Source organism: Lysinibacillus parviboronicapiens (genome assembly GCF_003049575.1).
GTDB classification, from domain to species: domain Bacteria; phylum Bacillota; class Bacilli; order Bacillales_A; family Planococcaceae; genus Lysinibacillus; species Lysinibacillus parviboronicapiens.
The window spans coordinates 37,995-60,415 of record NZ_PYWI01000009.1 but is presented as its reverse complement, the minus strand read 5'-3'; the positions used below and the strand labels follow the sequence as shown (position 1 = coordinate 60,415).

Annotated in this window: 18 protein-coding genes and 1 other annotated feature; of the genes, 9 read left to right on the top strand and 9 right to left on the bottom strand. The window is 37.3% G+C overall.

What is annotated here, in order from left to right; genetic code table 11:
* Window positions 1–2: 2 nt before the first annotated feature.
* The 3 genes from csaA to C9J35_RS09810 all read right to left on the bottom strand — a co-directional run bounded on the left by csaA (window position 3) and on the right by C9J35_RS09810 (window position 2,577).
* Window positions 3–335 carry a chaperone CsaA gene (csaA, locus tag C9J35_RS09820; protein ID WP_054768123.1) on the bottom strand — a complete coding sequence of 111 codons (333 nt, stop codon included), beginning with the start codon at window positions 333–335 and terminating at the stop codon, window positions 3–5.
* Window positions 336–427: 92 nt separating this feature from the next.
* A complete protein-coding gene (locus C9J35_RS09815) occupies window positions 428–1,462 on the bottom strand; it encodes a DUF418 domain-containing protein (RefSeq protein ID WP_107924368.1) in 1,035 nt (344 codons plus the stop codon).
* 164 nt (window positions 1,463–1,626) lie between these two features.
* Window positions 1,627–2,577, bottom strand: coding sequence for a helix-turn-helix transcriptional regulator (locus tag C9J35_RS09810; protein WP_107924367.1), 951 nt, complete (start codon window positions 2,575–2,577; stop codon window positions 1,627–1,629).
* Window positions 2,578–2,694: 117 nt separating this feature from the next.
* On the opposite strand from C9J35_RS09810, the gene C9J35_RS09805 reads away from it, so the two are divergent.
* On the top strand, window positions 2,695–3,222 hold the full coding sequence (locus C9J35_RS09805; protein WP_107924366.1) for a dihydrofolate reductase family protein: 528 nt from the start codon (window positions 2,695–2,697) through the stop codon (window positions 3,220–3,222).
* Window positions 3,223–3,265: 43 nt separating this feature from the next.
* On the opposite strand, the gene C9J35_RS09800 is transcribed toward C9J35_RS09805, so the two are convergent.
* Window positions 3,266–4,294, bottom strand: a complete 1,029-nt coding sequence (locus tag C9J35_RS09800; RefSeq protein WP_235616258.1) for a serine hydrolase domain-containing protein — start codon at window positions 4,292–4,294, stop codon at window positions 3,266–3,268.
* A 475-nt stretch (window positions 4,295–4,769) separates the two neighbouring features.
* Complete coding sequence (gene ku, locus C9J35_RS09795; protein ID WP_107924365.1) at window positions 4,770–5,588, bottom strand: non-homologous end joining protein Ku; 819 nt, start codon at window positions 5,586–5,588, stop codon at window positions 4,770–4,772.
* Between the two features lie 105 nt (window positions 5,589–5,693).
* Here ku and C9J35_RS09790 point away from each other — a divergent pair, with 105 nt between their 5' ends.
* Window positions 5,694–7,520, top strand: coding sequence for a DNA ligase D (locus C9J35_RS09790; RefSeq protein ID WP_107924364.1), 1,827 nt, complete (start codon window positions 5,694–5,696; stop codon window positions 7,518–7,520).
* Between the two features lie 238 nt (window positions 7,521–7,758).
* Here the strand turns inward: C9J35_RS09790 and C9J35_RS09785 are convergent, their stop codons facing one another.
* Window positions 7,759–8,721, bottom strand: a complete 963-nt coding sequence (locus tag C9J35_RS09785; RefSeq protein ID WP_107924363.1) for an MBL fold metallo-hydrolase — start codon at window positions 8,719–8,721, stop codon at window positions 7,759–7,761.
* A gap of 235 nt (window positions 8,722–8,956) precedes the next feature.
* On the opposite strand from C9J35_RS09785, the gene C9J35_RS09780 reads away from it, so the two are divergent.
* Window positions 8,957–10,357, top strand: a complete 1,401-nt coding sequence (locus C9J35_RS09780) for a methyl-accepting chemotaxis protein (protein WP_235616257.1) — start codon at window positions 8,957–8,959, stop codon at window positions 10,355–10,357.
* A gap of 237 nt (window positions 10,358–10,594) precedes the next feature.
* On the opposite strand, the gene C9J35_RS09775 is transcribed toward C9J35_RS09780, so the two are convergent.
* The gene (locus C9J35_RS09775; protein WP_153062954.1) at window positions 10,595–10,966 is read right to left on the bottom strand and encodes an LmrA/YxaF family transcription factor; all 372 of its coding nucleotides are present in this window, start codon (window positions 10,964–10,966) and stop codon (window positions 10,595–10,597) included.
* Between the two features lie 578 nt (window positions 10,967–11,544).
* On the opposite strand from C9J35_RS09775, the gene acnA reads away from it, so the two are divergent.
* Both acnA and C9J35_RS23555 read left to right on the top strand, forming a co-directional pair.
* Window positions 11,545–14,250: an aconitate hydratase AcnA gene (acnA, locus tag C9J35_RS09770; protein WP_107924361.1), complete on the top strand. Its 2,706-nt coding sequence runs from the start codon at window positions 11,545–11,547 to the stop codon at window positions 14,248–14,250.
* Window positions 14,251–14,495: 245 nt separating this feature from the next.
* Complete coding sequence (locus C9J35_RS23555; protein WP_054768120.1) at window positions 14,496–14,729, top strand: hypothetical protein; 234 nt, start codon at window positions 14,496–14,498, stop codon at window positions 14,727–14,729.
* 147 nt (window positions 14,730–14,876) lie between these two features.
* Here C9J35_RS23555 and C9J35_RS09760 read toward each other — a convergent pair whose 3' ends face one another.
* Window positions 14,877–16,052, bottom strand: a complete 1,176-nt coding sequence (locus C9J35_RS09760) for an MFS transporter (protein ID WP_107924360.1) — start codon at window positions 16,050–16,052, stop codon at window positions 14,877–14,879.
* A 207-nt stretch (window positions 16,053–16,259) separates the two neighbouring features.
* Between C9J35_RS09760 and C9J35_RS09755 the strand changes: the two genes are divergently transcribed.
* A complete protein-coding gene (locus C9J35_RS09755) occupies window positions 16,260–17,108 on the top strand; it encodes a LysR family transcriptional regulator (protein WP_107924359.1) in 849 nt (282 codons plus the stop codon).
* A 52-nt stretch (window positions 17,109–17,160) separates the two neighbouring features.
* On the opposite strand, the gene C9J35_RS09750 is transcribed toward C9J35_RS09755, so the two are convergent.
* Window positions 17,161–17,745, bottom strand: coding sequence for a DJ-1/PfpI family protein (locus C9J35_RS09750; protein ID WP_107924358.1), 585 nt, complete (start codon window positions 17,743–17,745; stop codon window positions 17,161–17,163).
* Between the two features lie 140 nt (window positions 17,746–17,885).
* Here C9J35_RS09750 and C9J35_RS09745 point away from each other — a divergent pair, with 140 nt between their 5' ends.
* The 3 genes from C9J35_RS09745 (at window position 17,886) to ileS (ending at window position 22,349) form a co-directional block, all read left to right on the top strand.
* The gene (locus C9J35_RS09745; protein ID WP_054768119.1) at window positions 17,886–18,329 is read left to right on the top strand and encodes an Lrp/AsnC family transcriptional regulator; all 444 of its coding nucleotides are present in this window, start codon (window positions 17,886–17,888) and stop codon (window positions 18,327–18,329) included.
* Between the two features lie 73 nt (window positions 18,330–18,402).
* On the top strand, window positions 18,403–18,840 hold the full coding sequence (locus tag C9J35_RS09740) for a sigma factor (RefSeq protein ID WP_107924432.1): 438 nt from the start codon (window positions 18,403–18,405) through the stop codon (window positions 18,838–18,840).
* A 120-nt stretch (window positions 18,841–18,960) separates the two neighbouring features.
* Window positions 18,961–19,200: a binding site (T-box leader), on the top strand.
* A gap of 53 nt (window positions 19,201–19,253) precedes the next feature.
* On the top strand, window positions 19,254–22,349 hold the full coding sequence (gene ileS, locus C9J35_RS09730; RefSeq protein WP_107924356.1) for an isoleucine--tRNA ligase: 3,096 nt from the start codon (window positions 19,254–19,256) through the stop codon (window positions 22,347–22,349).
* Window positions 22,350–22,421 lie beyond the last annotated feature (72 nt).

The following is a 22,421-nucleotide window of genomic DNA, read 5'->3' as shown; positions in this document are numbered from 1 at the left end:
TATTAACTAATTTTAGTGCCATTTGGTATTTCTTGATCGGGTGTTAACAAAATAACATCGCCATCTGTAGGAACTCCACCGATTATTAGAACTTCGGATTTAAAACCTGCCACTCGACGAGGTGGGAAATTTACAATCGCTATTACTTGTTTGCCGACGATATCTGCTGGACTATATCGTTTCGTAATTTGTGCTGAAGATTGTTTGATTCCCATCACTTCACCAAAATCAATTTTCATTTTAATTGCAGGAACCTTTGCCTTAGGAAGTTCTTCAGCTTGGATAACCGTACCAATTCTCATATCTAGAGACATAAAATCTTCAATTGTTGCCATATAAGTACCTCTTCAATAGTTAATAATTATAAACATTATCATAAATTGGAATAATATTCAAAAAATACAGAAGTGAAAATCATTGTGCGCTGTTATTTCGTTTTTAATAGTGGGGGCACTGTCCCATAGGTCCCAATGCGCCATAGCCACTCTATCGGCCCAAATCTAAAGGATTTCAACCAGATTTTACTGAATAGCAATTGCGCAGTATAAATACCGATACAAATCCAGAGTGATGAAATTAAGTGAATGTTTGATATTAAATGAAAAGTATGCCCAATTATTAAAATAAGTGCAGTTTGCCCTAAATAATTTGTTAAAGCCATGCGACCATATTCTCTTAATGGGGATAATAGTAATTGAACAAAGGGATATTGCAATAATAAAACGAGAGTCCCTACATAGAATGCCGAAACAATCGGACTAATTTGCATCCCGATTAATGTAAAATTTTCTATATTAGCTATATGCTCATTTAATTTTTCCTCTGACATATTGTCAAAAGAAGCGATTATTGCATCAGGTACATAACTCCATTGATAAAGCCATCCACCCAAGCTTAGTAAAAACATAATACTTGTAAAAACAACTAACATTCTTTTATGAGCTTCTATTTTTTCAAATAGCTGATACTGTCCTGCTGCTAATCCAAGTAAAATTAACGGGAATGGCATGGCAATTTTTATACCAAAATAAGCAGTAAACGCTAAAATAATGAGCCCTAAAGCTAGATTGATATCTTTACGCACTTTATAAAACGGTAAGGCAATTAAACCAAATATAGCATAGACTGTTAACGCTTCTCCTGGTTGGAAAAATACGTGGATGATGCCAAATAAAAATAATATCGCAATTCTTCGTAAAAATAATCGATTCGCTCTTTCATTTTTAGCCGCTGCACGTGATAGAAAAATATAAAAGCCTACGCCAAATAAAAACGAAAAGATTGTAAAAAATTTGCCTTCAACAAAAAGAGCTAAAAAATGGCTATAGGCTAAATCAGCTGATGTTGATGGTGGTTCAATCCACATAAGTGCTGGGATATTAACTAAAATGATGCCCAATAGTGCAAATCCTCTTAAATAATCTAATGTATGAATTCTTTTGTTTAAATCAATTGGTTGCAATTCCTTCTCCTCCTAACTGATACAACAAAGTATACGGGAGTTTCAAATGAAGTAGTAACGAATTATGTTACGCCAATCTTACAAAATCGTCAGATAGTCAATACAGACACAAAAAGACACGATAGAGAAGGTTCCAAAAGCATGAAGACCAAAGCAATCAAAAATCAAGAATGCTGTGTATCATCAGGATACATCGTTAAAATCTCTTGTGAATGCGTACGTAAATTAGCTATTAATTCCTTTGGTTCTAAAACTCTTGCATGACTACCCAATCTGAAAAAGAGTGGGGTGATAAAACCAAGCTCCCCTTTGTCGATCATGGCATCAATGGAGCCAGTACCATCTTCTTTTATTACGACAAGCTCCTCAAAACTTGGCATACTTTTGCATTGGCGTACGCCTTCCATTGTTAATTGAACATGTAAGCGAATTGGGTTTTTTACTTCATAACTATCAAACCATTGCGCTAAATTCATAAAGCACTCTTCATCTTTGTCAGTTGCTATAATAGATAGAATACGATCCACACGATAGAGCAATACTTTTTGCTTACTAAAGTCATAGGCAGGCAAGTACCAGAGACCATCATGAGCGTATACTCCAATAGGGCGAATGTGTTTGGTTGTAGTACCAGATTTCGAGTCATATTGAATATGTAAATGACTACCTGCTATCGAAGCCTCTAAAACATCTTTTAACAGGGGTGTATGAATCATTCTTTTAGGATTCCAAAAAGCGATGTAAGAACGAATTTTGTCTACTTTTATTTTGGCATCATGTTGAAGTGAGTTATATAATTTATGACCGGCTGAGTGGATTTCAGCATCAAACGGCAGATCACGATAGTAACTGAGAGATTGAAAGGCAAAGAAGATCGAAACAACTTCGTCTTCTGTGAATAAAATAGGTGGAAGTAGTCGATTTGTTATGACGGTATAGCCTCCGTTTCTGCCTTGTTCTGCGTAGATGGGTAAACCCATATCACTTAAATCTAGGATGTATCTATGGACAGTACGGATAGATATATGAAATTCATCGGCTATTTCTTGTGCCGTAAATTTTCTATTTGAATTCACAAACATTAAAATATCTAATAAACGCTTTGCTTTTGACATTTTTCCTCACCTTTTCTTTTTGAACATGCCACTACTTGTCATGTTTTATGTTTAGTATAGGTTTTGCTGATGATTTTATCAAAAAGCAATACCCTAAAGATAAAAGGAGAAAAACATATGACAAGAGAAGTAATTTTATTTATTGCTACTAGTTTAGATGGCTTTATCGCAAAAGAAGATGATAACTTACAATGGTTATACGATGTAGAGGGGGAAGGGGACAATGGCTATACAGAGATGTATCAATCCATCGATACAATCATTATGGGCAAAAGAACGTATGATTACGTAATGGAACATACAGAGTCTTTTCCATATCCGGATAAAAAATGCTATGTATTCACTACCTCACAAGATGGGACAGATGACTATGTAGAATTCGTTAAGGAAGATGTTGTAGCGTTTACTAAAAAGTTAAAGAAACAACAAGGTTCTAAAATTTGGATGGTTGGTGGAGCAGGTATTCTCGATGCTTTCATGAAGGAAAACCTAATTGATGAATATATTATCACGGTCACACCCCATATTCTAGGTTCAGGTATTCCGTTATTTAAAGAAAAAAATCCGCAAATAGAGTTAAAATTAATAAATACACAACGATTTGGTCAGATGGTACAGCTGCATTATAAAGTGAAAACAGTTTAATTTTATGAGCGTGTTTTGATGTCAAAACACGCTTTTTAACTTTTTAGAGGAGGAGGGATTTATATATTTCGCCAATTAACCCTTCCATTTGGTGTACGCCTAAATCTGTATTGGTCATGATAACTAAGCCTTTTTCTCTATAAGGATAAGCAACAATCATACATTGAAATCCAACACCCCAACCAAGAGAAGACATCTCGATCTCTTGTTGTGCGCCTTCAATAAATACGCCTAAGCCCGTCCACTCCTTACACCCTTGTGGATGTATCAGTTCTTTTATGTGGCTTACAGAGATGCCCAAGTTACTTGTACCTTTTAAAGCATGCATTAATTCAAGAACTAGCTTCGCTAAATCAGCTGTGGTAGTCCATAAACCACAGGCTGCTAGGTATGGATAGATGGGGTATTTGCCGAGCACTAACTCACCATTTTTATGATGACCACAGGCAACATTTTTTGTCATGTCATGAATGTTTGTGGCAAATAGGCTGTTTTTCATATGTAACGGTGTAAAAATAAATTCATCCACCACGAGGTGAAATGGCTTTCCAGTTACGTCCTCTATCAATTGCTGGATGACGCAGAATCCAGCATCTGAATAGTGAAATTCACTCTCTGGCTCATAGCTCACCTCAATGGGGATAGAACAGTAGGGGGTTTGTCCATTTAAAATTTCGACCATTGTAGGTTGCTCTTGTAGTAATTGCAATGCCGAAAAGCTATCACGAGGATCTTTTATTCCCGCCTGATGGCATAGTAAATTGCGTAATGTCACTTTTTTTATATTTGTGTAATGATTATCAGGTACTTTCCACGATAGTAACTGATTGTTAACATCCTCATCTAAATGTAAATAATTTTGTTCTACTAATCGCATCGCTAACAGGGCTGTTAGAAATTTACTTATGGAACAGGCATTAAAAAGAGTATGGGCATCCACTCTTTTATCAGAGCCGGATTCAAAGTATCCAAAGTGCCTAGATTCACTGATTTGACCATCTTCAATTAACGAAAAGCTTAATCCGGTAACATGATAATGTTGCATGCGTTGCTTGATGTCTATGTTTGTCATCTTTACATCCCCCCAATTTCTGTCTTAATTATAACAAAATATACAAATATACGTTCTGTTTTTTGTAATTTATGTCATCGGGGTGCATAACAATATAACTTGAATTAATTTCAGAAATCGTTTTTCTATAAAGAAACACGAGCATTTTTGGAAGGAGTGTAAGGTGGTGACTTCAGCGGGAAAAGCAAGCGAAACGAGAGCGTAACGAAGGAAGCGACTCGGTGCGTGCTTGTTGGAAAGCGTTCGCCTGTAGCGGAATTAACCTATGAACAATTACTTTATTTTCTTTTCATGATATTCGCCTTTATTGATATGAAAATGAATTAAGAAATTGATTCACATAACATTTTTTTAAAATTAACACAAAAAAATTCGCTTCTTCTACGTGGTCAGTTGGCTAGCCTCACAGAAGTATCGCGAATTTTTTATTTGTTATTATTTATTTGTAGCTTCTATGGTGATGTTGAAAAGACCGTTAAGCATTTTTCTTTGTTTTTGTAGCTCTTTTTCTTGTGCTCGGTTTTTTTGTTTTATCTAACGACGCTTGGAGCGCGGACATTAAGTCGGTAACATTATCGGGTAATGGCCGTTTATCGCTAGCTGATATTGTATTCGTTGCTTTCTTTTCTTCAATTAATTCCATTAGAGCTGTACGATATTCATCCGTATATTTTTCTGGATCAAATATGGTTGTTAATTGTTCTACTAGCATGAGAGCGGTATCCAGCTCTTTTTGAACAACGGTTTGTTCGCTTGGAATATTGGGGACATCACTGACACTTCTTACTTCGTCAGGGAAATGGATGATTTCCATTACGAGAGCGTCTTGATAGACACGTACGATAGCCAACTGCTCTTTTGAACGAATTGTAATTTTAGCAACGCCTATTTTTCCAGATTCCTCTAATGTTTTACGTAAAAGAGTATACGCCTTACCACCAGTTGTATCAGGAGATAAAAAATAAGTACGTTCAAAATAAATAGGGTCTATTTCCTGCAATTTCACGAAATCAATAATCTCAACAGCCTTATCTTCATTTTCCTTGCGTAAGTTTTCTAATTCCTCGTCGTCTAGTACGACAAACTTATTTTTTGCATATTCGTATGCCTTCACAATATCTTCTTCTTTCACTTCCTGACTACAGCCCTCACATACTTTTTTATAGCTTATCGGTGTATGACATTCTTTATGGAGCTGGCGTAATTTTATGTCTTTATTTTCAGTGGCAGCATGGAGTTTAACAGGAATATTGACAAGTCCAAATGATACACTGCCTTTCCAGACTGTATGCATAGCGTCACCTCGTTTTTTATTACTATGTTATATTTTCATTATTTTTATGTATCTAAAAAAGAAATAGTCAAAAACTGAAAGAAAAGAATGAAAGAAGTTGTTAACATGAAACCCATGCTATTGACGGAGACAATAGAGACGCCTATTGGAGAAGAGTGGCTTTACGAAACGAAATATGACGGTTTTCGCTGCGTTTTAGAGTGGGAACATGAAGAGCCCATTCTGAAAAGTAGGAACGATAATGAACTAAATCATTTATTTCCTGAGATTATTGAATTTTGTATGCGTATATATGATCAAATAAAACCTTTATTACCTTTAGTGCTAGATGGAGAATTAGTATATTTAACAAACCATTTTAAAAGTGATTTTTCACTTGTGCAAAAAAGAGGAAGAATGCAAAATAGGGAAGTTATCTCTGATCATGTCAAACGTTTTCCATTTCATTATGTGGTATTTGATTTATTGAAACTGCAAGGGGAGATACAAACAAGTCGCTATTTAAAAACACGTAAACAACAATTAACGAAACTTTTTACTACCTTAAAGCTACCAACCAATATCAACTATCAAGATGAGCGGCTCATCCAAGCCATTGAGAATTTTGAGGATAGTGAAACGCTTTGGCACTCGATCACCGCATACAATGGCGAAGGGATAATAGCCAAAAAAAAGACAAGCAAATGGCTTTCTAACATACGGTCCAAGGATTGGTTAAAAATTAAAAATTGGCGATATGTCACTGTTATTGTCCACAAATATGATAAAGGAAATGGCTATTTTCATGGTAGTATTTATCAACAGGTGAATTTGAAAGAGATTGTTATTTTTAGACACGGTATGACGGATGAAGAGCGGAAAATTTTAGTTACTTTCTTTCAAAAAAACGGTACGAAGGTGCATGAGACATGGGAATTGGAGCCGTCTATCTGTGTTGACATAGCATGTATTGATTTTGATGGTAGTAAATTAAGAGAGCCAAGATTTCATGCGTTTAGATTAGAGATTGATCCACAGGCATGTAACTGGCTGCAAATGCAACGTCAACTTATACCGATTCCAGAAAACGTTCAGATAACCCATTCAGATAAACCTGTTTGGCCAGAAATGGGCATTACTAAAGATGGTTATTTACACTATTTACAAATGATATCTTCCTATTTATTGCCGTTCCTTCATGACCGTCCGCTCACTTTAATCCGTTATCCCCATGGGGCACCAGGGGAGAGTTTTTATCAAAAAAGTAGTCCTGATAAGCTCCCTGATTATGTGACAAACGCAAGAATAGCCGACATTAATTTTATGGTGTGCAATAATATCGAGACGCTCTTGTGGTTAGGCAATCAGCTTGCACTCGAATTTCATATTCCTTTTCAAACAATTCATACAGAGAAACCAACTGAGATCGTTTTCGACTTAGACCCTCCTTCTGTCAATGAATTTTCACTAGCTATCCAGGCTGCACGCCAGTTAAAGGAAATATTTGATTATTTTAAACTCCAATCCTTTGTTAAAACTTCAGGAGGCAAAGGCCTGCAATTGTATATTCCGTTACCAGAGAATGCTTTTTCGTATGAGGAAGTAAGAATTTTCACTGAATTTGTCTGTGTTTTTTTATGCCAGCAACGACCTGAGTTGTATACAATTGAGCGTCTGAAGAAAAATAGGCAAAAAAAATTGTACTTAGATTATGTGCAACATGCTGAGGGCAAGACAATCATATCGCCATATTCCACTCGAGGGAATAACATGGGGTTAGTTGCAACGCCGTTATTTTGGGACGAAGTAAATCAGCAGCTACGCCCAGAAAAATTTACTATTCCTACCGTTTTAGCGCGTATAAAAGATAGCGGAAATCCATTTAGAAATTTTCGTGAGATAGGGGAGAAACAGGATTTTCTCTCTGTGCTTCATCATCTAAGAAATTCATAATATGAACGTCCAAAAAATTTCCCGAAAAGTTCAGTGGTGGACATAGTTTTGCCAAACGGCGTGAAGGTCGCTAAAAGAACAAAAAGCTGCGAGACAAGAAGTTTAACGAAGGAGGCCACTAGTTAGTTCTTCCGCAAAGCCATCCCCAAAAAAACGTCCGCCATAGCGGAAATCATGAGTTTATCTAAAATCTGAGCTGTCTCAAATTTCTATTGAGACAGCTCTTTTAGTGTCGAATTTATCCTTTTAGTGCAGCGTCTTTTTTACCTAGGTAATCGAGAATACCCATGGCAGATACAACTGTATCAAAAGGAATTGTTTGATAAACAGGGTGATTTTCTGTAATATCATGTTCTTGTAAATATTGATGTAACATCGCTTGTAAACGACTATCTAAAAACTTTACTTGTTCTTCAATAAGGTTGAATGCCGCTAAAGCTTCTTCTCCCGCAGCTAAAAACAGTGGTGTCCAGAAGCGTACTTGACGATAAGCTTCAAGTGGATTTTTGTACGCTCCATAATGACCAAAATATAATTCCGTGACGTTTAGTTTCTCATATAATTGGATAGATTTTTCCATTGTTTCAGGATCATATTGATTTGGCGAGGTCGAAGGAATGATTAAATCTATTGCTTCACCCTCCATTTCTGGGTATCTGACACCTGTTGTATCACCAACAAATAAACCATTGGTTGCAGAATAATGCATCGAAACATGATGCTTTGCATGACCCTCTGTATGATAAAACGTTAGTTGATGCTTGCCTAATGACAGAATATCCTCATGTCCAATTTCCATAATACGGTCTGACGCGATAGGTAGAATAGGGTCAAAAAGGCGGTCAAATTCCGAGCCATAAACAGCCTTTGCACTCGCAATCAATCGACTCGGATCCATCATGTGCGATACGCCTCGAGGGTGTACGACTAACGTAGCATTTGGACAGCTTTGTAAAAATAACCCGGCGCCCCCTGCATGATCCAAATGAATATGCGTAACAATGACATAGTGAATATCTTCTAACGCAATATTTAATTCCTTCAATCCATCCATAATGTATGGAACAGATGGACTTGCAGATGTTTCGATTAACGTAATCTTTTCATCGATTAGCAAATAGGAACTCGTGCGTTCCTCTCGATTTAAATCATGTGTATCAATGCAATAAAAATTTGGTGCAATTTTTTGTAGTCCACCCATCTAACTATCTCCCTTCGTTTTTGCGCTTTAGTATAAAAAATTCTCTAAAATACATTTTTTAGCTACAAAAAGTAACTACTATACTATATAATAATAGAAATATAAACTGAATGTCTATTCATTTTTTAGGGGGATAATAAATGGAGAATAAGATACGCTACGATACAATACAAGGAAAGTTCACCGCGTCAATTTGGCTATCATTTCGATATTGGCTATTCTTATTTGTGGGCCAATGATACTTTCAAAAGGTATTACTGACTTATTTATTGGACTTATGGTAATTGCGCTAGCTGTATGCAATTACTATTTACCGATTAAAACCTATGTCAAGGGCTTTATTTTTGGCATGATACCTTCAAGTGTTGTTTTTACACTATTTTTACTTGATAGCTTTTCATTGAACAAGCACTATATTTTACTTTGTACCATAGCAATTATTGCGTTGTATTTTAAAAAAGAATTAATTGTATTTTTTGGTGTCCTTACAAACTTTAGTTTTGTTATTTTGTATATCCTTAATTCTGCATCACTATTAGGGCCATTCGATGATATCATCGTATTTATTACGCTCCTAGCTATTATGAACGGGGTGATTATCGCCTTTTACTTAATTGCCAAGTGGGGCAATGAACTGATCGAACATGCTGCTGTACAACAAAATGAAGTAAGGAGCTCCTTGAATCAGCTACAGACAACTTTTAATGAAATCGAGAAGAGTAGTCATACACTGGATGAGCATGTCACGCAATTTCAACATACGATGCATCGAATTTCGGGTTCAAGTAAGGAGATTCTTTTAGCTACCGAAGATATATCTGCAAGTATTCAGCAGGAGGCATCAAGTTTGCAAATGATCCATGGGACGATGAAAGAATCCGTGCATTTTGTCAATGAAACATTCTCGATTTCTAAGGAAACCGTATCAAAATCGAGTGATTTACAGCAGGAGGTTGTGGAAGGCTGGGAAAAAATGCAGCAAGCCATGGGTCAAATAAGTGTAATGAGTCAGGCTATGAATTCCACTGCGGAAACGGTGAATGAGCTACAAAGCAGCTTGCAAACTGTCGATACGCTATTGAAGGGTATACAGCATATTGCTGAACAAACTAATTTATTGGCTCTAAATGCGGCGATTGAAGCGGCGAGAGCTGGTGAACATGGCAAAGGATTTGCCATTGTTGCGGACGAGGTGCGGAAATTGGCTGAGGAAAGTGCTACAATTACAGTGAATATTACGCATGTAACACGTACATTGTTTGAAAAATCAACAGAAGCACATCAACGTTCTGAAGATGGGGAAAGAGCATTACAACAAGGTGAAACTCTGTTACAAGATATTAGTAGTTTCTTCACTACATTAAAAAACTCCTTTACACTTACGAATATGGATTTAACAAGAGGCATGAATGAACTAAGCAGTGCTATAAAGCAGTTTGAACATATAGAAGAACAGATTGAAAAGTTGAATCAGATAACTGAGCAAAATGCATCCTCAACTGGAGCGATTTTACATTCTGTAGAGGATGAAAATAAGATGCTTGAAAGGATGACTACGACGACTGACCATATTCAAGAATTAAGTGTGATTTTAAAGTCACTTGTAACGAATAACACATTAAACGCTAGTAAATAGTAGCGAAATGCAGGAGGATTATTAAAATTCCTCCTGCATTTTTGTCTTAGAAATATTTCTTTTGCATAAATATTCCATGGTTGATTCCTAAGGTGGCAATAGTCAAAAATACAGCATGCCGATGACCAGCACAACTAAATCTTAGCCAATCTAATTTTTGTTATCAACATTCCGCAAGGAGACAGACGATTTCTTGAAATAATTTTTTGCTTTAAGTTCATTTCGTTGTCACCTTATTTAAACCGTCTTTAATATACTGGGTAATAGTGTGCCGATTGTTTTTAAAGGCTGCGAAGATTTTTGCGTTAAACAAAGCATCATCGCACCTTCAATCGAAGCTGTCATCAACAAGGCGATGGCGGAAGCTGATTCCTGCGAAAAGCCTTCATTTTCAAGTTTCAAACAATAAATTTGTTGAATATTTTCATATAATGCACTACAAGCTTCGCGAACTGGTTCACTCACTGTGGCCATCTCACGGACAATACTGCTAAATGTATAGCCGGTAATGGTTCCTTCTGATTCTAAGTTGTGAATTAGCTTATTAATCACCGCTTGTGTTGCTTCTTTAGTGGATAGATGCCCACTAAAAATAAATGCGATATCCATCGTGATTTTTTCGGTTAAGACATGTAAACAAGTAATTAATAGTTCCTCCTTACATACCAACCAGTCTGTTTTGGGTGTAGCAAATTAATTCTCCATTATGTTAGTGTTTTTATTCACTTTTTAAAAATTTATTAAGAAAAAACTCTAAAAGATGTAAGAAGATTTTTTCCCGCCTTGTGTTCAATACACGTAACTTTCTTAATGAAGTTTTTTAAACTGCCTTCAACCACGATGCTGAATATATGCTACTATTATATAGCATAAACTTTGAGCGGCTTGTTTTTAGCATTTACCTTCAATAATTAAAGGAAGAAGACCACACTTTTATAAAACAACCATCTTACTCACCTTAAAAATAAATACACAGGTGTAGATGGGTTGTTTTTTGCACATCCTTTGTTTTATGGGCTTCTTAAAATTAAAGCATATTGGATTTGAATGTAGGGTGATAAGAATTTCTTATTGAAAAAGATAATATTAATGTAATTTACTTATGAATAAAAATGAGTTATCATGGGTATTGGAGAAAAGATGCTTTACATAGGCCTTTTCAAAAAGATATTTAGGGGGATCCGCAAATGGCACAAGGTAATTTACACAACAGCCGCGCATCATTCGAAGTTAATGGTAAAACTTATAACTATTTTGACTTAGCTGCGATTGAAAAAGCTGGCGTTGCAAAAGTTTCAAACCTTCCTTACTCAATCAAAGTATTATTAGAATCTGTTTTACGTCAATATGATGCATATGTTATCAAAGAAGAACACGTAAACGAATTAGCAAAATGGGGTAATGGCGCTGATCCAGAAGCAGAAGTACCATTCAAACCATCACGCGTTGTATTACAAGACTTTACTGGTGTACCAGTAGTAGTTGACCTTGCTTCACTTCGTTCAGCAATGAAAGAAATGGGCGGAGACGCTAGCAAAATCAACCCTGCTATTCCAGTTGACCTTGTAATTGACCACTCAGTACAAGTTGACAAATATGGTAACGCATCTGCATTACAAGCGAATATGGACCTAGAATTCGAACGTAACGCTGAGCGTTATAACTTCTTAAAATGGGCTCAAACTGCTTATGATAACTTCCGTGCTGTACCACCAGCAACTGGTATCGTTCACCAAGTAAACTTAGAGTACTTAGCTCCAGTTGTACACGTAAACGAAAATGCTGATGGCACATTCGAAACATTCCCAGACTCAGTAGTAGGTACTGACTCACATACAACAATGATCAACGGACTTGGCGTTCTTGGATGGGGCGTTGGTGGTATCGAAGCTGAAGCAGGTATGCTTGGCCAACCATCTTACTTCCCAATTCCTGAAGTTATCGGTGTTAAATTAGTAGGCGATCTTCCAAACGGAACAACTGCTACTGACTTAGCATTAAAAGTAACTCAAGTATTACGTCAACGTGGCGTAGTTGGTAAATTCGTTGAGTTCTTCGGACCTGGCGTATCTAAATTACCACTAGCTGACCGTGCTACAATCTCAAACATGGCGCCTGAATACGGTGCTACATGTGGTTTCTTCGCAATTGATGAAGAGTCACTTAACTACATGCGTTTAACTGGTCGTGAAGAAGAACACATCGCTGTTGTAGAAGCTTACTTAAAAGCTAACCACATGTTCTTTGATCCATCATTAGAGCCAGTTTACACAGACGTTTTAGAAGTAAACTTAGCTGAAATTGAACCAAACCTTTCTGGTCCTAAACGTCCACAAGACTTAATTCCACTTTCTGAAATGCGTTCTCGTTACAAAGAAGCAGTAGTGGCTCCACAAGGTACGCAAGGTTTCGGTTTAACAGAAGACGAGTTCGCAAAAACTTCTGTAGCTAAATTTGCTGAAGGTGATGTAGAAATTCCAACAGGTGCTGTAGCAATCGCTGCTATCACTTCTTGTACAAATACATCTAACCCATACGTGTTAATCGCTGCTGGTTTAGTTGCGAAAAAAGCTGTAGAAAAAGGTCTAACTGTACCTAAATGGGTAAAAACTTCTTTAGCACCAGGTTCAAAAGTAGTAACTGGTTACCTAGAAGATTCAGGTTTACAAACTTACCTTGACCAAATCGGCTTCAACACTGTAGGTTATGGTTGTACAACATGTATCGGTAACTCAGGTCCATTACTTCCTGAAATCGAAGACGCTATTAAAGACAATGACTTATTCGTAACTTCAGTACTTTCTGGTAACCGTAACTTCGAAGGCCGTGTACACCCACTTGTAAAAGCTAACTACTTAGCTTCACCACCACTTGTTGTTGCTTATGCACTTGCTGGTACTGTGGATATCGACCTACAAAAAGATTCATTCGGTAAAGACAAAGATGGCAATGAAGTATTCTTCGCTGATATTTGGCCTTCAACTGAAGAAGTTAACGCTGTATTAGGTACTGTCGTTAACCGTGAATTATTCCAAAAAGAATACGAAACTGTATTCACAGCAAACGAAGCTTGGAATGCAATTGAAACATCAACTGAGTCTCTTTACACATTTGATGACAAATCAACTTACATCCAAAACCCACCATTCTTCCAAGGTCTTGCGAAAGAGCCAGAAGCTATCAAAGGCTTAAATGACCTACGTATCATGGCGAAGTTTGGTGACTCAATTACAACTGACCATATTTCTCCAGCTGGTGCAATCGGTAAAGATACACCTGCAGGTAAATATTTAATCGAAAACGGTGTTGCAATCCGTGACTTCAACTCATATGGTTCTCGTCGTGGTAACCACGAAGTAATGATGCGTGGTACATTTGCAAACATCCGTATCCGTAACCAAGTAGCTCCTGGTACAGAAGGTGGTTTCACTACTTACTGGCCAACAGGTGAAGTAGAGTACATCTATGACGCATGTATGAAATACCAAGAGCAAGGTACTGGCTTAGTAGTACTTGCTGGTAACGACTACGGTATGGGTTCTTCTCGTGACTGGGCTGCGAAAGGTACATTCCTACTTGGCGTGAAAACTGTTATCGCACAATCTTACGAGCGTATCCACCGTTCTAACCTAGTAATGATGGGTGTTCTTCCTTTACAATACTTAAACGGTGAATCTGCTGATTCTCTAGGTTTAACTGGTAAAGAAGAAATTTCTGTAAACATTACTGATAATGTAAAACCTCGTGATATCTTAACAGTTACTGCTAAATCTGAAGACGGCACAGTTAAAACTTTCCAAGCTTTAGCTCGTTTCGACTCAGAAGTAGAAGTAGACTACTACCGTCACGGTGGTATCCTACAAATGGTTCTTCGCGCGAAAGCTGCTGAATAATCAATATTAAAGTAAAAAACCAATCTCTTAGGAGATCGGTTCAGACTGTAGACAAACTCAAAGAAATTTGAGTTTTGCCTACAGTCTTTTTTCTTTTGATATAGAAGTTTCTGTGTGAACCGTCGATTTCCACTTTAGCGATCGCTTTTCGCGGGCATGGCTTCAGTCTCCTCATCGCTTCGCTACTGCGGGGCCTTCCGCTCATACTATTTCCGCAGGAAGCTTTGCTCTGTAGCGAAAGGGGGATGCCAATCAACGAGTGTATATCCTATCCAATTCACTTCAATGCGCAAGTTGTCCGTTATTGGCTTCATGTACGACAAGTAAGAATCATCGGAAAATCATGGAGCGTCCTATTTAGGCACATCATGAGGAAGAAGCCAATCATTTACGACATGAAACAATTCTATGCATCATTGAAACGTGTATTTGCGGATGCTTACTTTTGCAAGCAAGAATTTGAAAAAGAAGCTAGCTAATTGGACATGGCAAAGTCCAAAATTGGCAGAACATAGTTACTCGTAGCGTACTACTGTCGTTAATAGGGCTATTGTTTCTAATAAAATTTCAAAAGGTATTAACATGTTGACCATTCCGAATACCTTTTGTTCGTCAATCTGAACCGATTACTGCGGACATTGATTTTTTTTACTGAACTCTGTTCCATTGAATTTGTTTCTCATGCTATAAAATTGCAAACATAGAGAGAATAGCATAGAAATAACGGCAAAATAAATCAATGTGATTGTGCCCAGCTGTAAAGATAATACAATCCCACCTAAGCTTGCACCTATGGCACTACCTAAATAATTAACAGAACTGTTTAATGCCACCGCTGAACGCCCATTACTTGGCTGATAAGATAGTAAAATATGTTGTTGTGGTGCTTGACATGCCCAGCCCATCGCTCCCCAAACAAAGAATGGCACATACTTTAAAGTGGATAAGTTAATCATGAGTGGTATACAAATAATTGATAGCGTTAACATAAGTAAAATAATCGTAACAAGCGCTTTTGGCTTTTTAATATAGTCGATTAAGTAACCAATCATTAAACTTCCAACCATGCCACCGCAACCCCATGCCCAAAGATAGGGTGTTAAATTATTAGAGATTGCAATTTCCTTTAGTAACGGAGATAGATATGTGTACAAGCCTAAGCTAGCCATACTAGCAAAAAATGTTATACTCACAGTAACGGTTACTCTTTTATCGAGGAACATCTTTAATCGTTCACTGAGTGCTGGAGGAGGAGAAGTTGGGAAATTTGGGAGAAATATATACATACAAATAACAGCCATTAAACCAATGAGAACTAAAAGCCAAATTGTTGATGTCCAATGATAGAACTTAGAAATATAAATACCTAAAGGAACGCCAAGCACTGTTCCCATACTCATTCCCCCTATTGTCAACCCTAGAGCTCTCCCTTTCTTTTCAGAAGAAACGAGCTTTGTAGATGCAGCCACCGCTAATGGTGAAAACAAACCAGCCCCAATGCCAGCAATTGCTCTCGATAACAGAAGAATTGAAAATGTCGGAGCTAAAGCTGTCATACTATTGGCTACGGTAAAGACTAGCATAGACCATATTAAGATTTTTTTAATAGGTTGACCAACAACCAAAGAAGAAAATATAGGTGCAGATATGGCGTAAAAAAACGTAAAAATGCTAACAGCTTGTCCTACTTGTGATAAATTTTTGTGATAGGTTTCACTAATGCCTGGGATGAGACCAGCAATAACATAAGCATCAAAGCCCAAAGTAAACATGCCAAATGATAATAATAAAACATTTTTCATACATAAACCTCCTAAACTTTCAGGTGCTAAATATTTGTCGATTAATACTTTGCTACCAATAATCCTTGCATTAGTAGATTAGCTATAACAATATGTTATAATCGAAACACCTTGCATGTTTAATAGGTTACCAAAAACTATTGAATATGGAACAATCATTATTTTATAAGGATATAACAAAACGTTATAGGGTATGGAGTGAATTTTATGCATGTAGAGTGGTTACGTAGTTTTATTGAAGCCGCTAATCAAAAAAGTTTTTCTAAAGCTGCTCAAGTCAACAATCTTTCACAACCAGCACTGAGCAAACATATACAAAATTTAGAGAATAATCTTGGGATTGAATTATTTCATAGGTCATCGATGGGGATTGAATTAACAGCAGCTGGTGAACGTTTCTATACGCGCATTACGCCAGTTATAGCTGAATTAGTTGCCATTCGTGAGGAATTACAGCAATTTAGTCAAAGCAACCCTATTGCGATAGGCAGCCTACCTAGCTTAGCAACTTACTATTTACCTCAAAAGATAAACCAAATGGATAACCCTATGACACTTATGATCCAAAATACATCCAGTGAGCTGTTGCAATCATTACAAAAGGGAAGGCTGGATGCAGTATTTGTGGATGCGAACTATATTGGAGAAGCTATGTGGAGTTACGATTTGTTTACGGAGGCCTACTATGTGGTGTTTCCTTTAAATCATCGATTCACCTCAAGACAAACCGTTGATTTTTCAGAACTGGCTGAGGAACCACTCATTGTTCACCAAGCCCCTTGTGATACAAGAAAGGATATCGTTGCACAAATACAAGCATTAGGTTATCAGCCGAACATAGTGAGTGAGGTGAATTTTGGCGATTTTATCTATGGCGCAGTTACTGCTGGAATGGGAATTACCATCGTACCAGAGTTAATGGCTAAGAATATCGGCCATCTCCAGCTATGTGCTGTACCAATTGAGAATTTTGGAAAAATGAGAACAATTTCATTGGTCGCGCGCAATAAGGAACTTGGCTCGAACTTACATGAATTACTCATAAAACATCATTAACATAACGAAGCTGTCTCAAACGATTACATTGAGGCAGCTTCATTTCAATCAATTATTTAAAACCCATTAAATCTTTTACTTTCAATGTATTTTCCTCGGATGTCAGCATTGTGAGTAACGTGAAAGCGACGTCAAAAGCTGTGCCAGGATTAGACGATGTAATGATATGCTCCGTTTGCACAGTACGCTCATTAACAATGATTGCTCCGTAGGATTGCAGTTGTGCTAATCGTTTACTTGTTGGGTGATTATAGGTGGTTGCTTGACGATTATGTAAAATCCCACTGTGTCCTAAAATAAGGGAAGCCACACAAATCGTAGCGATTGGTTTTTTCTGTTCATCGAAATGGTGGACAATTGCCTGAAATTCCTCACTAAAACCATCGTCATAAAATCCTGCTTCCTCAAAACCACCAGGAATCGCTAGTGCATCGAAATCTTCTAATGTAATTTCGTGAAGCAATTTCTCAGGGGCTACGTTAAAGTTCCATGTACATTGTAATTGATTATGCAATCCTACTGTCACAACCTCAGTTGTACCATCTCCCTCCCATTTATTCCAACCTAGTACATCGGTAAAAACACTGGCCTCCACAGCCTCAAAGCCATTTGCTAATAGCAATAATATTTTTGTCATGTGATTTTGCCTCCTTTATATAAATAATTGTAGTAAAGGAAGCTGTACAAAGACAGAAGTTGTATACTGTTATTTAGAGGATTTACTTTATTATCAAAGGGAATTTTCGAAATACAGTTTATAAAAAAAGGTGGATACATATGGACCGAATCGATACAGAAATATTAAAGCAATTGCAACAAAATGCGAAAATCTCAATGAAGGAGTTGGCCGCAAAGGTTCATTTATCATCTCCTGCCGTTATTGAACGCGTCAAAAAGCTAGAGGAGCAGGGGGCTATTGAGGGCTATAATGCTAAGGTTAATTTAAAAAAAATGAATCGTACTATACAAGCCATTATTTTATTTAAATCCATTGATTGTAAAAGTCTTTCTAATTTTTGTAATGCACATCCTGATGTCCTTGAATGTTATCGGGTAGCGGGTGAAATTAGTTATATAGTAAAAATTGCGACCTACTCTGTGGAAACTTTGGAGCGATTTATCGATGAAGCGATGCCTTATGGAACGCCTTCCACGAATATTGTGCTGTCTTCATCAGAAAAAACGGTTATTGCGCCTTTTTCTGATGAAAATTTTGAATAAATGACAGAAAAAGCAAACCTTCACATCGTGAGCATCGTTTATAGGGCAGATAGGGGGAGAGAAGTTGCTTGCAATGAATGAACTGGAAGAAGTAATGGCGCAACATACAGAAAGACTGATTCGACTTGCCTTTTATTACGTAAAGGATTTACAAGGAGCAGAAGATATCGTTCAAGATGTATTTATAAAATTCTACGACAATCAGCAAAACTATGAGGAACGAGGAGAGTTAAAGGCATATTTATCAAAGCTTGTGATTAACAAAAGTAAGGATTACTTACGTAGTTGGACTTACCGTAAAATACAAGTTCAACAAAAGATTTTTGCCAAAGAAGCTGTTATAAGAAGGGATATGCTTGTCCAAAATGGTGTATGGTTTCCACTTCATGGTGTAAAAGATAAAATTGCTGTCGGCAAACAGGTGAATATCACATATACTATGAAAGATGACACAATTTCACAAGGCTATGACTTTGCTGCAAATTTAGATGAAATTGAAATTATTGAGTAATTGATGCACGCTTGGATCGAAAAGGTTATTGTACAAATTGTAAATACCTTACAAAATTATTATTTTGAAATTGTTGACAATTACATGCTAGTTTGTTACGATGAACCACAATAAAAGCATACAAATTCGTTGATGAGAAAGAGTAGTGTTTCATTTTGTTCTACAGAGAGCCGACAGATTGGTGGAAGTCGGTGTGCAAATGTTTCATGAAAATCCTCTCTGAGAAGATTAGCTGAACTTTAGTAGGCTAATTCGGGTGTCTACCGTTAAAAAGAACACGTATGATTGTACGTTGCTGAGTGCTATTGAGCGTTTTTCAATAGAATTAGGGTGGTATTCGCGGTTAACCCCGTCCCTTACTTGGGACGGGGTTTTTTGTATGCCTTTTATACAAGAGTATAGGAGGGAATTACATGCAAGTCGAAGAAAAGAAAGAAACAACTGTAGAGAGAGAAGCAAGAATTCGTAAAATGTGGGAACAAGAAAGAACGTTTCAAGCGTCTGTAGATAATCGTTCAGACAGTAAACCCTTTGTGTTTTATGAAGGACCACCAACAGCAAATGGCTTACCACACGTAGGTCACGCATTTGGAAGAACCATAAAAGATGTCGTGGCTCGTTATAAAACGATGCAAGGTTATCTTGTTGAACGAAAAGCCGGATGGGATACACACGGTTTACCGGTAGAATTAGGTGTAGAAAAAAAGCTTGGGATTTCCGGTAAGCAAGAAATTGAGAACTATGGCATTGAACGATTTATTCAAGAATGTAAAGGGAGCGTCTTTACTTACGAAAAGAAATGGCGATCCTTTACAGAACAACTAGGGTATTGGATTAATATGGAGGATCCGTACTTAACGTTAAGTAACGATTATATTGAATCGGTCTGGCATATTTTGAGTCATGTGCACCAAAACAAGCTTTTATATAAAGGGCATCGTGTTTCCCCGTATTGTCCGAGTTGCCAAACATCGTTAAGTTCCCATGAAGTCGCCCAAGGCTATAAGGATGTTAAAGATTTATCTGTCACAGCGATGTTTAAGCGAAAAGATCGAGATGAGTATTTTCTTGGATGGACTACGACACCTTGGACACTACCAGCAAATGTCGCATTGGCATTACACCCTCATTTAAAATATGTGCGTGTAAAGAAACACGATAAAATTTATATACTCGCTAAATCGCTTGTTGAAAAAGTATTGCCTGAACCATTTGAGGTGTTAAGTGAGCATGATGGTCATGAATTTGAAGGAACTTCGTATATCTCACCCTTTTCCTATGTAGCAGTCGCAAAGGGGCATGTTGTTGTATTAGCAGATTACGTAACAGAGCAAAGTGGTACGGGGATTGTGCATATTGCACCAGCATACGGAGAAGAGGATTATAAAACTGTTCAACACAATGATTTGTCATTTGTCAACGTTGTAGATTTAAAAGGGTGTTATACACAAGAAGTACCAGAACTTTCAGGGAAATTTGTGAAAGACTGTGATGTCGCTATTATTAAAATGCTGGCAGAAAAAGGGTTATTGTTTGACAAAGAAAAATATGAGCATAGCTACCCACATTGTTGGCGTTGTGATTCACCATTGCTTTACTATGCAACTGATAGCTGGTTTATCAATATGTCGGCATTGAAAAATCAATTGCTAGCAAATAATGAGCAAGTAACCTGGTATCCAGAGCACATTAAACACGGTCGATTTGGCAATTTCCTAGAAAACTTAGTGGATTGGAATATTAGCCGCAATCGCTATTGGGGTACTCCGCTCAATGTATGGATTTGTCAGGATTGTGGTCATGAAGAAGCACCCAATAGTATAGCTGCGTTAAGTGTCTTAGCAAAGGGAACTCTTGATGACAAAATGGAATTGCATAAACCATATATTGATGACGTTGTCTGTACTTGCCCAAAATGCAAAGGTGATATGGAACGTACACCAGAGGTTATCGATGTCTGGTTTGATAGTGGTTCGATGCCATTTGCACAACATCATTACCCATTTAGTAATCAGCAAACACATAAAAATCAATTCCCAGCAGATGTGGTCATCGAAGGCATCGACCAAACACGAGGATTTTTCTATAGTTTATTAGCTGTCTCAACATTATTTACAGGAAAGGCACCTTATAAAAATGTACTGTCATTAGGGCATGTATTAGATGAGCATGGACAGAAAATGTCGAAAAGTAAAGGTAATGCTTTAGAACCAGTTGAACTCATCGAACAATACGGAGCAGATGCTTTAAGATGGTCATTTTTAGTTGATAGCTCTGCGTGGAATCCTAAGCGCTTTTCAAAGAAAATAGTCATGGACGCAAAATCAAAACTTGTGGATACACTCGATAATACATTTAAATTCTATCAGCTGTATGCCGAAATCGATGGTTTCCAATACGACTCAGCAAATACAGGTACACGCACAAAACTGGATGATTGGATATTGTCTCGCTTACACCACACAATTCAGCTTGTCACAACAAACATGGACGACTACCAATTTACGCAAGCGACACGTGAAATTGGTAAACTTGTCGAAGAACTAAGCAATTGGTATATCCGTCGTTCACGTGCACGATTTTGGGCAAACGGATTATCAGATGATAAACGAGGAGCGTATAGTACGCTGTACGAATTGCTAACGACTATTAGTCAACTATTAGCGCCATTTACACCCTTTATTGCAGAGGATTTATATAAGCGATTATGTGGTAAAAGTGTACATTTACAAAACTATCCGCCATGTAATACAGCACTGCTTAACCTTCAACTTGAAAAAGAAATGGAACATGTTTTAACAATCGTGGAACTCGGTAGAAGTCTACGTAATAGTCAAGCTATAAAAGTGAAGCAGCCATTGCGGGAAATTGTTGTTTCCGTGGCCAATGACTTGGATAGGTATGCGCAATATACAGCCATCATCAAAGATGAATTAAATATAAAACAATGTATTTGGACAAATGATTTTTCAGCGTATGAAACAATCCACTACAAACTAAATTTCAAAACGGCAGGTGTAGCCTTTGGGCAGCATGTCAATAAAGTAAAAGATTACGTCTTGAATCTAAACGCTGACGAGAAAAAGTCATTACAACGCGACGGTGCAGTAAAGCTGAACATAGAAGGGCTCGAAATCACATTATTACCAGTGCATGTAGTAAACGAATCGATGGTAAAAGAACACTATATTTTAGCAGAAGATACATCATGTCGTGTGCTTCTCAACACACACTTAACAGAGGATTTATTGCAAGAAGGGCAGATAAGGGAATTAATCCGCTCCATTCAAGATACTCGAAAAAAATGGGCATTACCTGTTGAACAATATATAGCCATTTCCATCTCAACAGAAGATGCTAAAACAGCTGAAATTATACAACAACACGAGACATTACTTAAAGCAAACGTATTACTTAATGACATAAAATTTGGCGAAAACAGGACAGGAGATAAATTTATTCAAACGGAAGTATTTAACGAAAAAGTTACAATTTATTTCATGCTGTAACGAGTGGAAGCACGAATGCTCAGGAAAGGCCTGCTTGCCCTCGGGTCAAGACCACTTGCGCTCGGGTCTCCT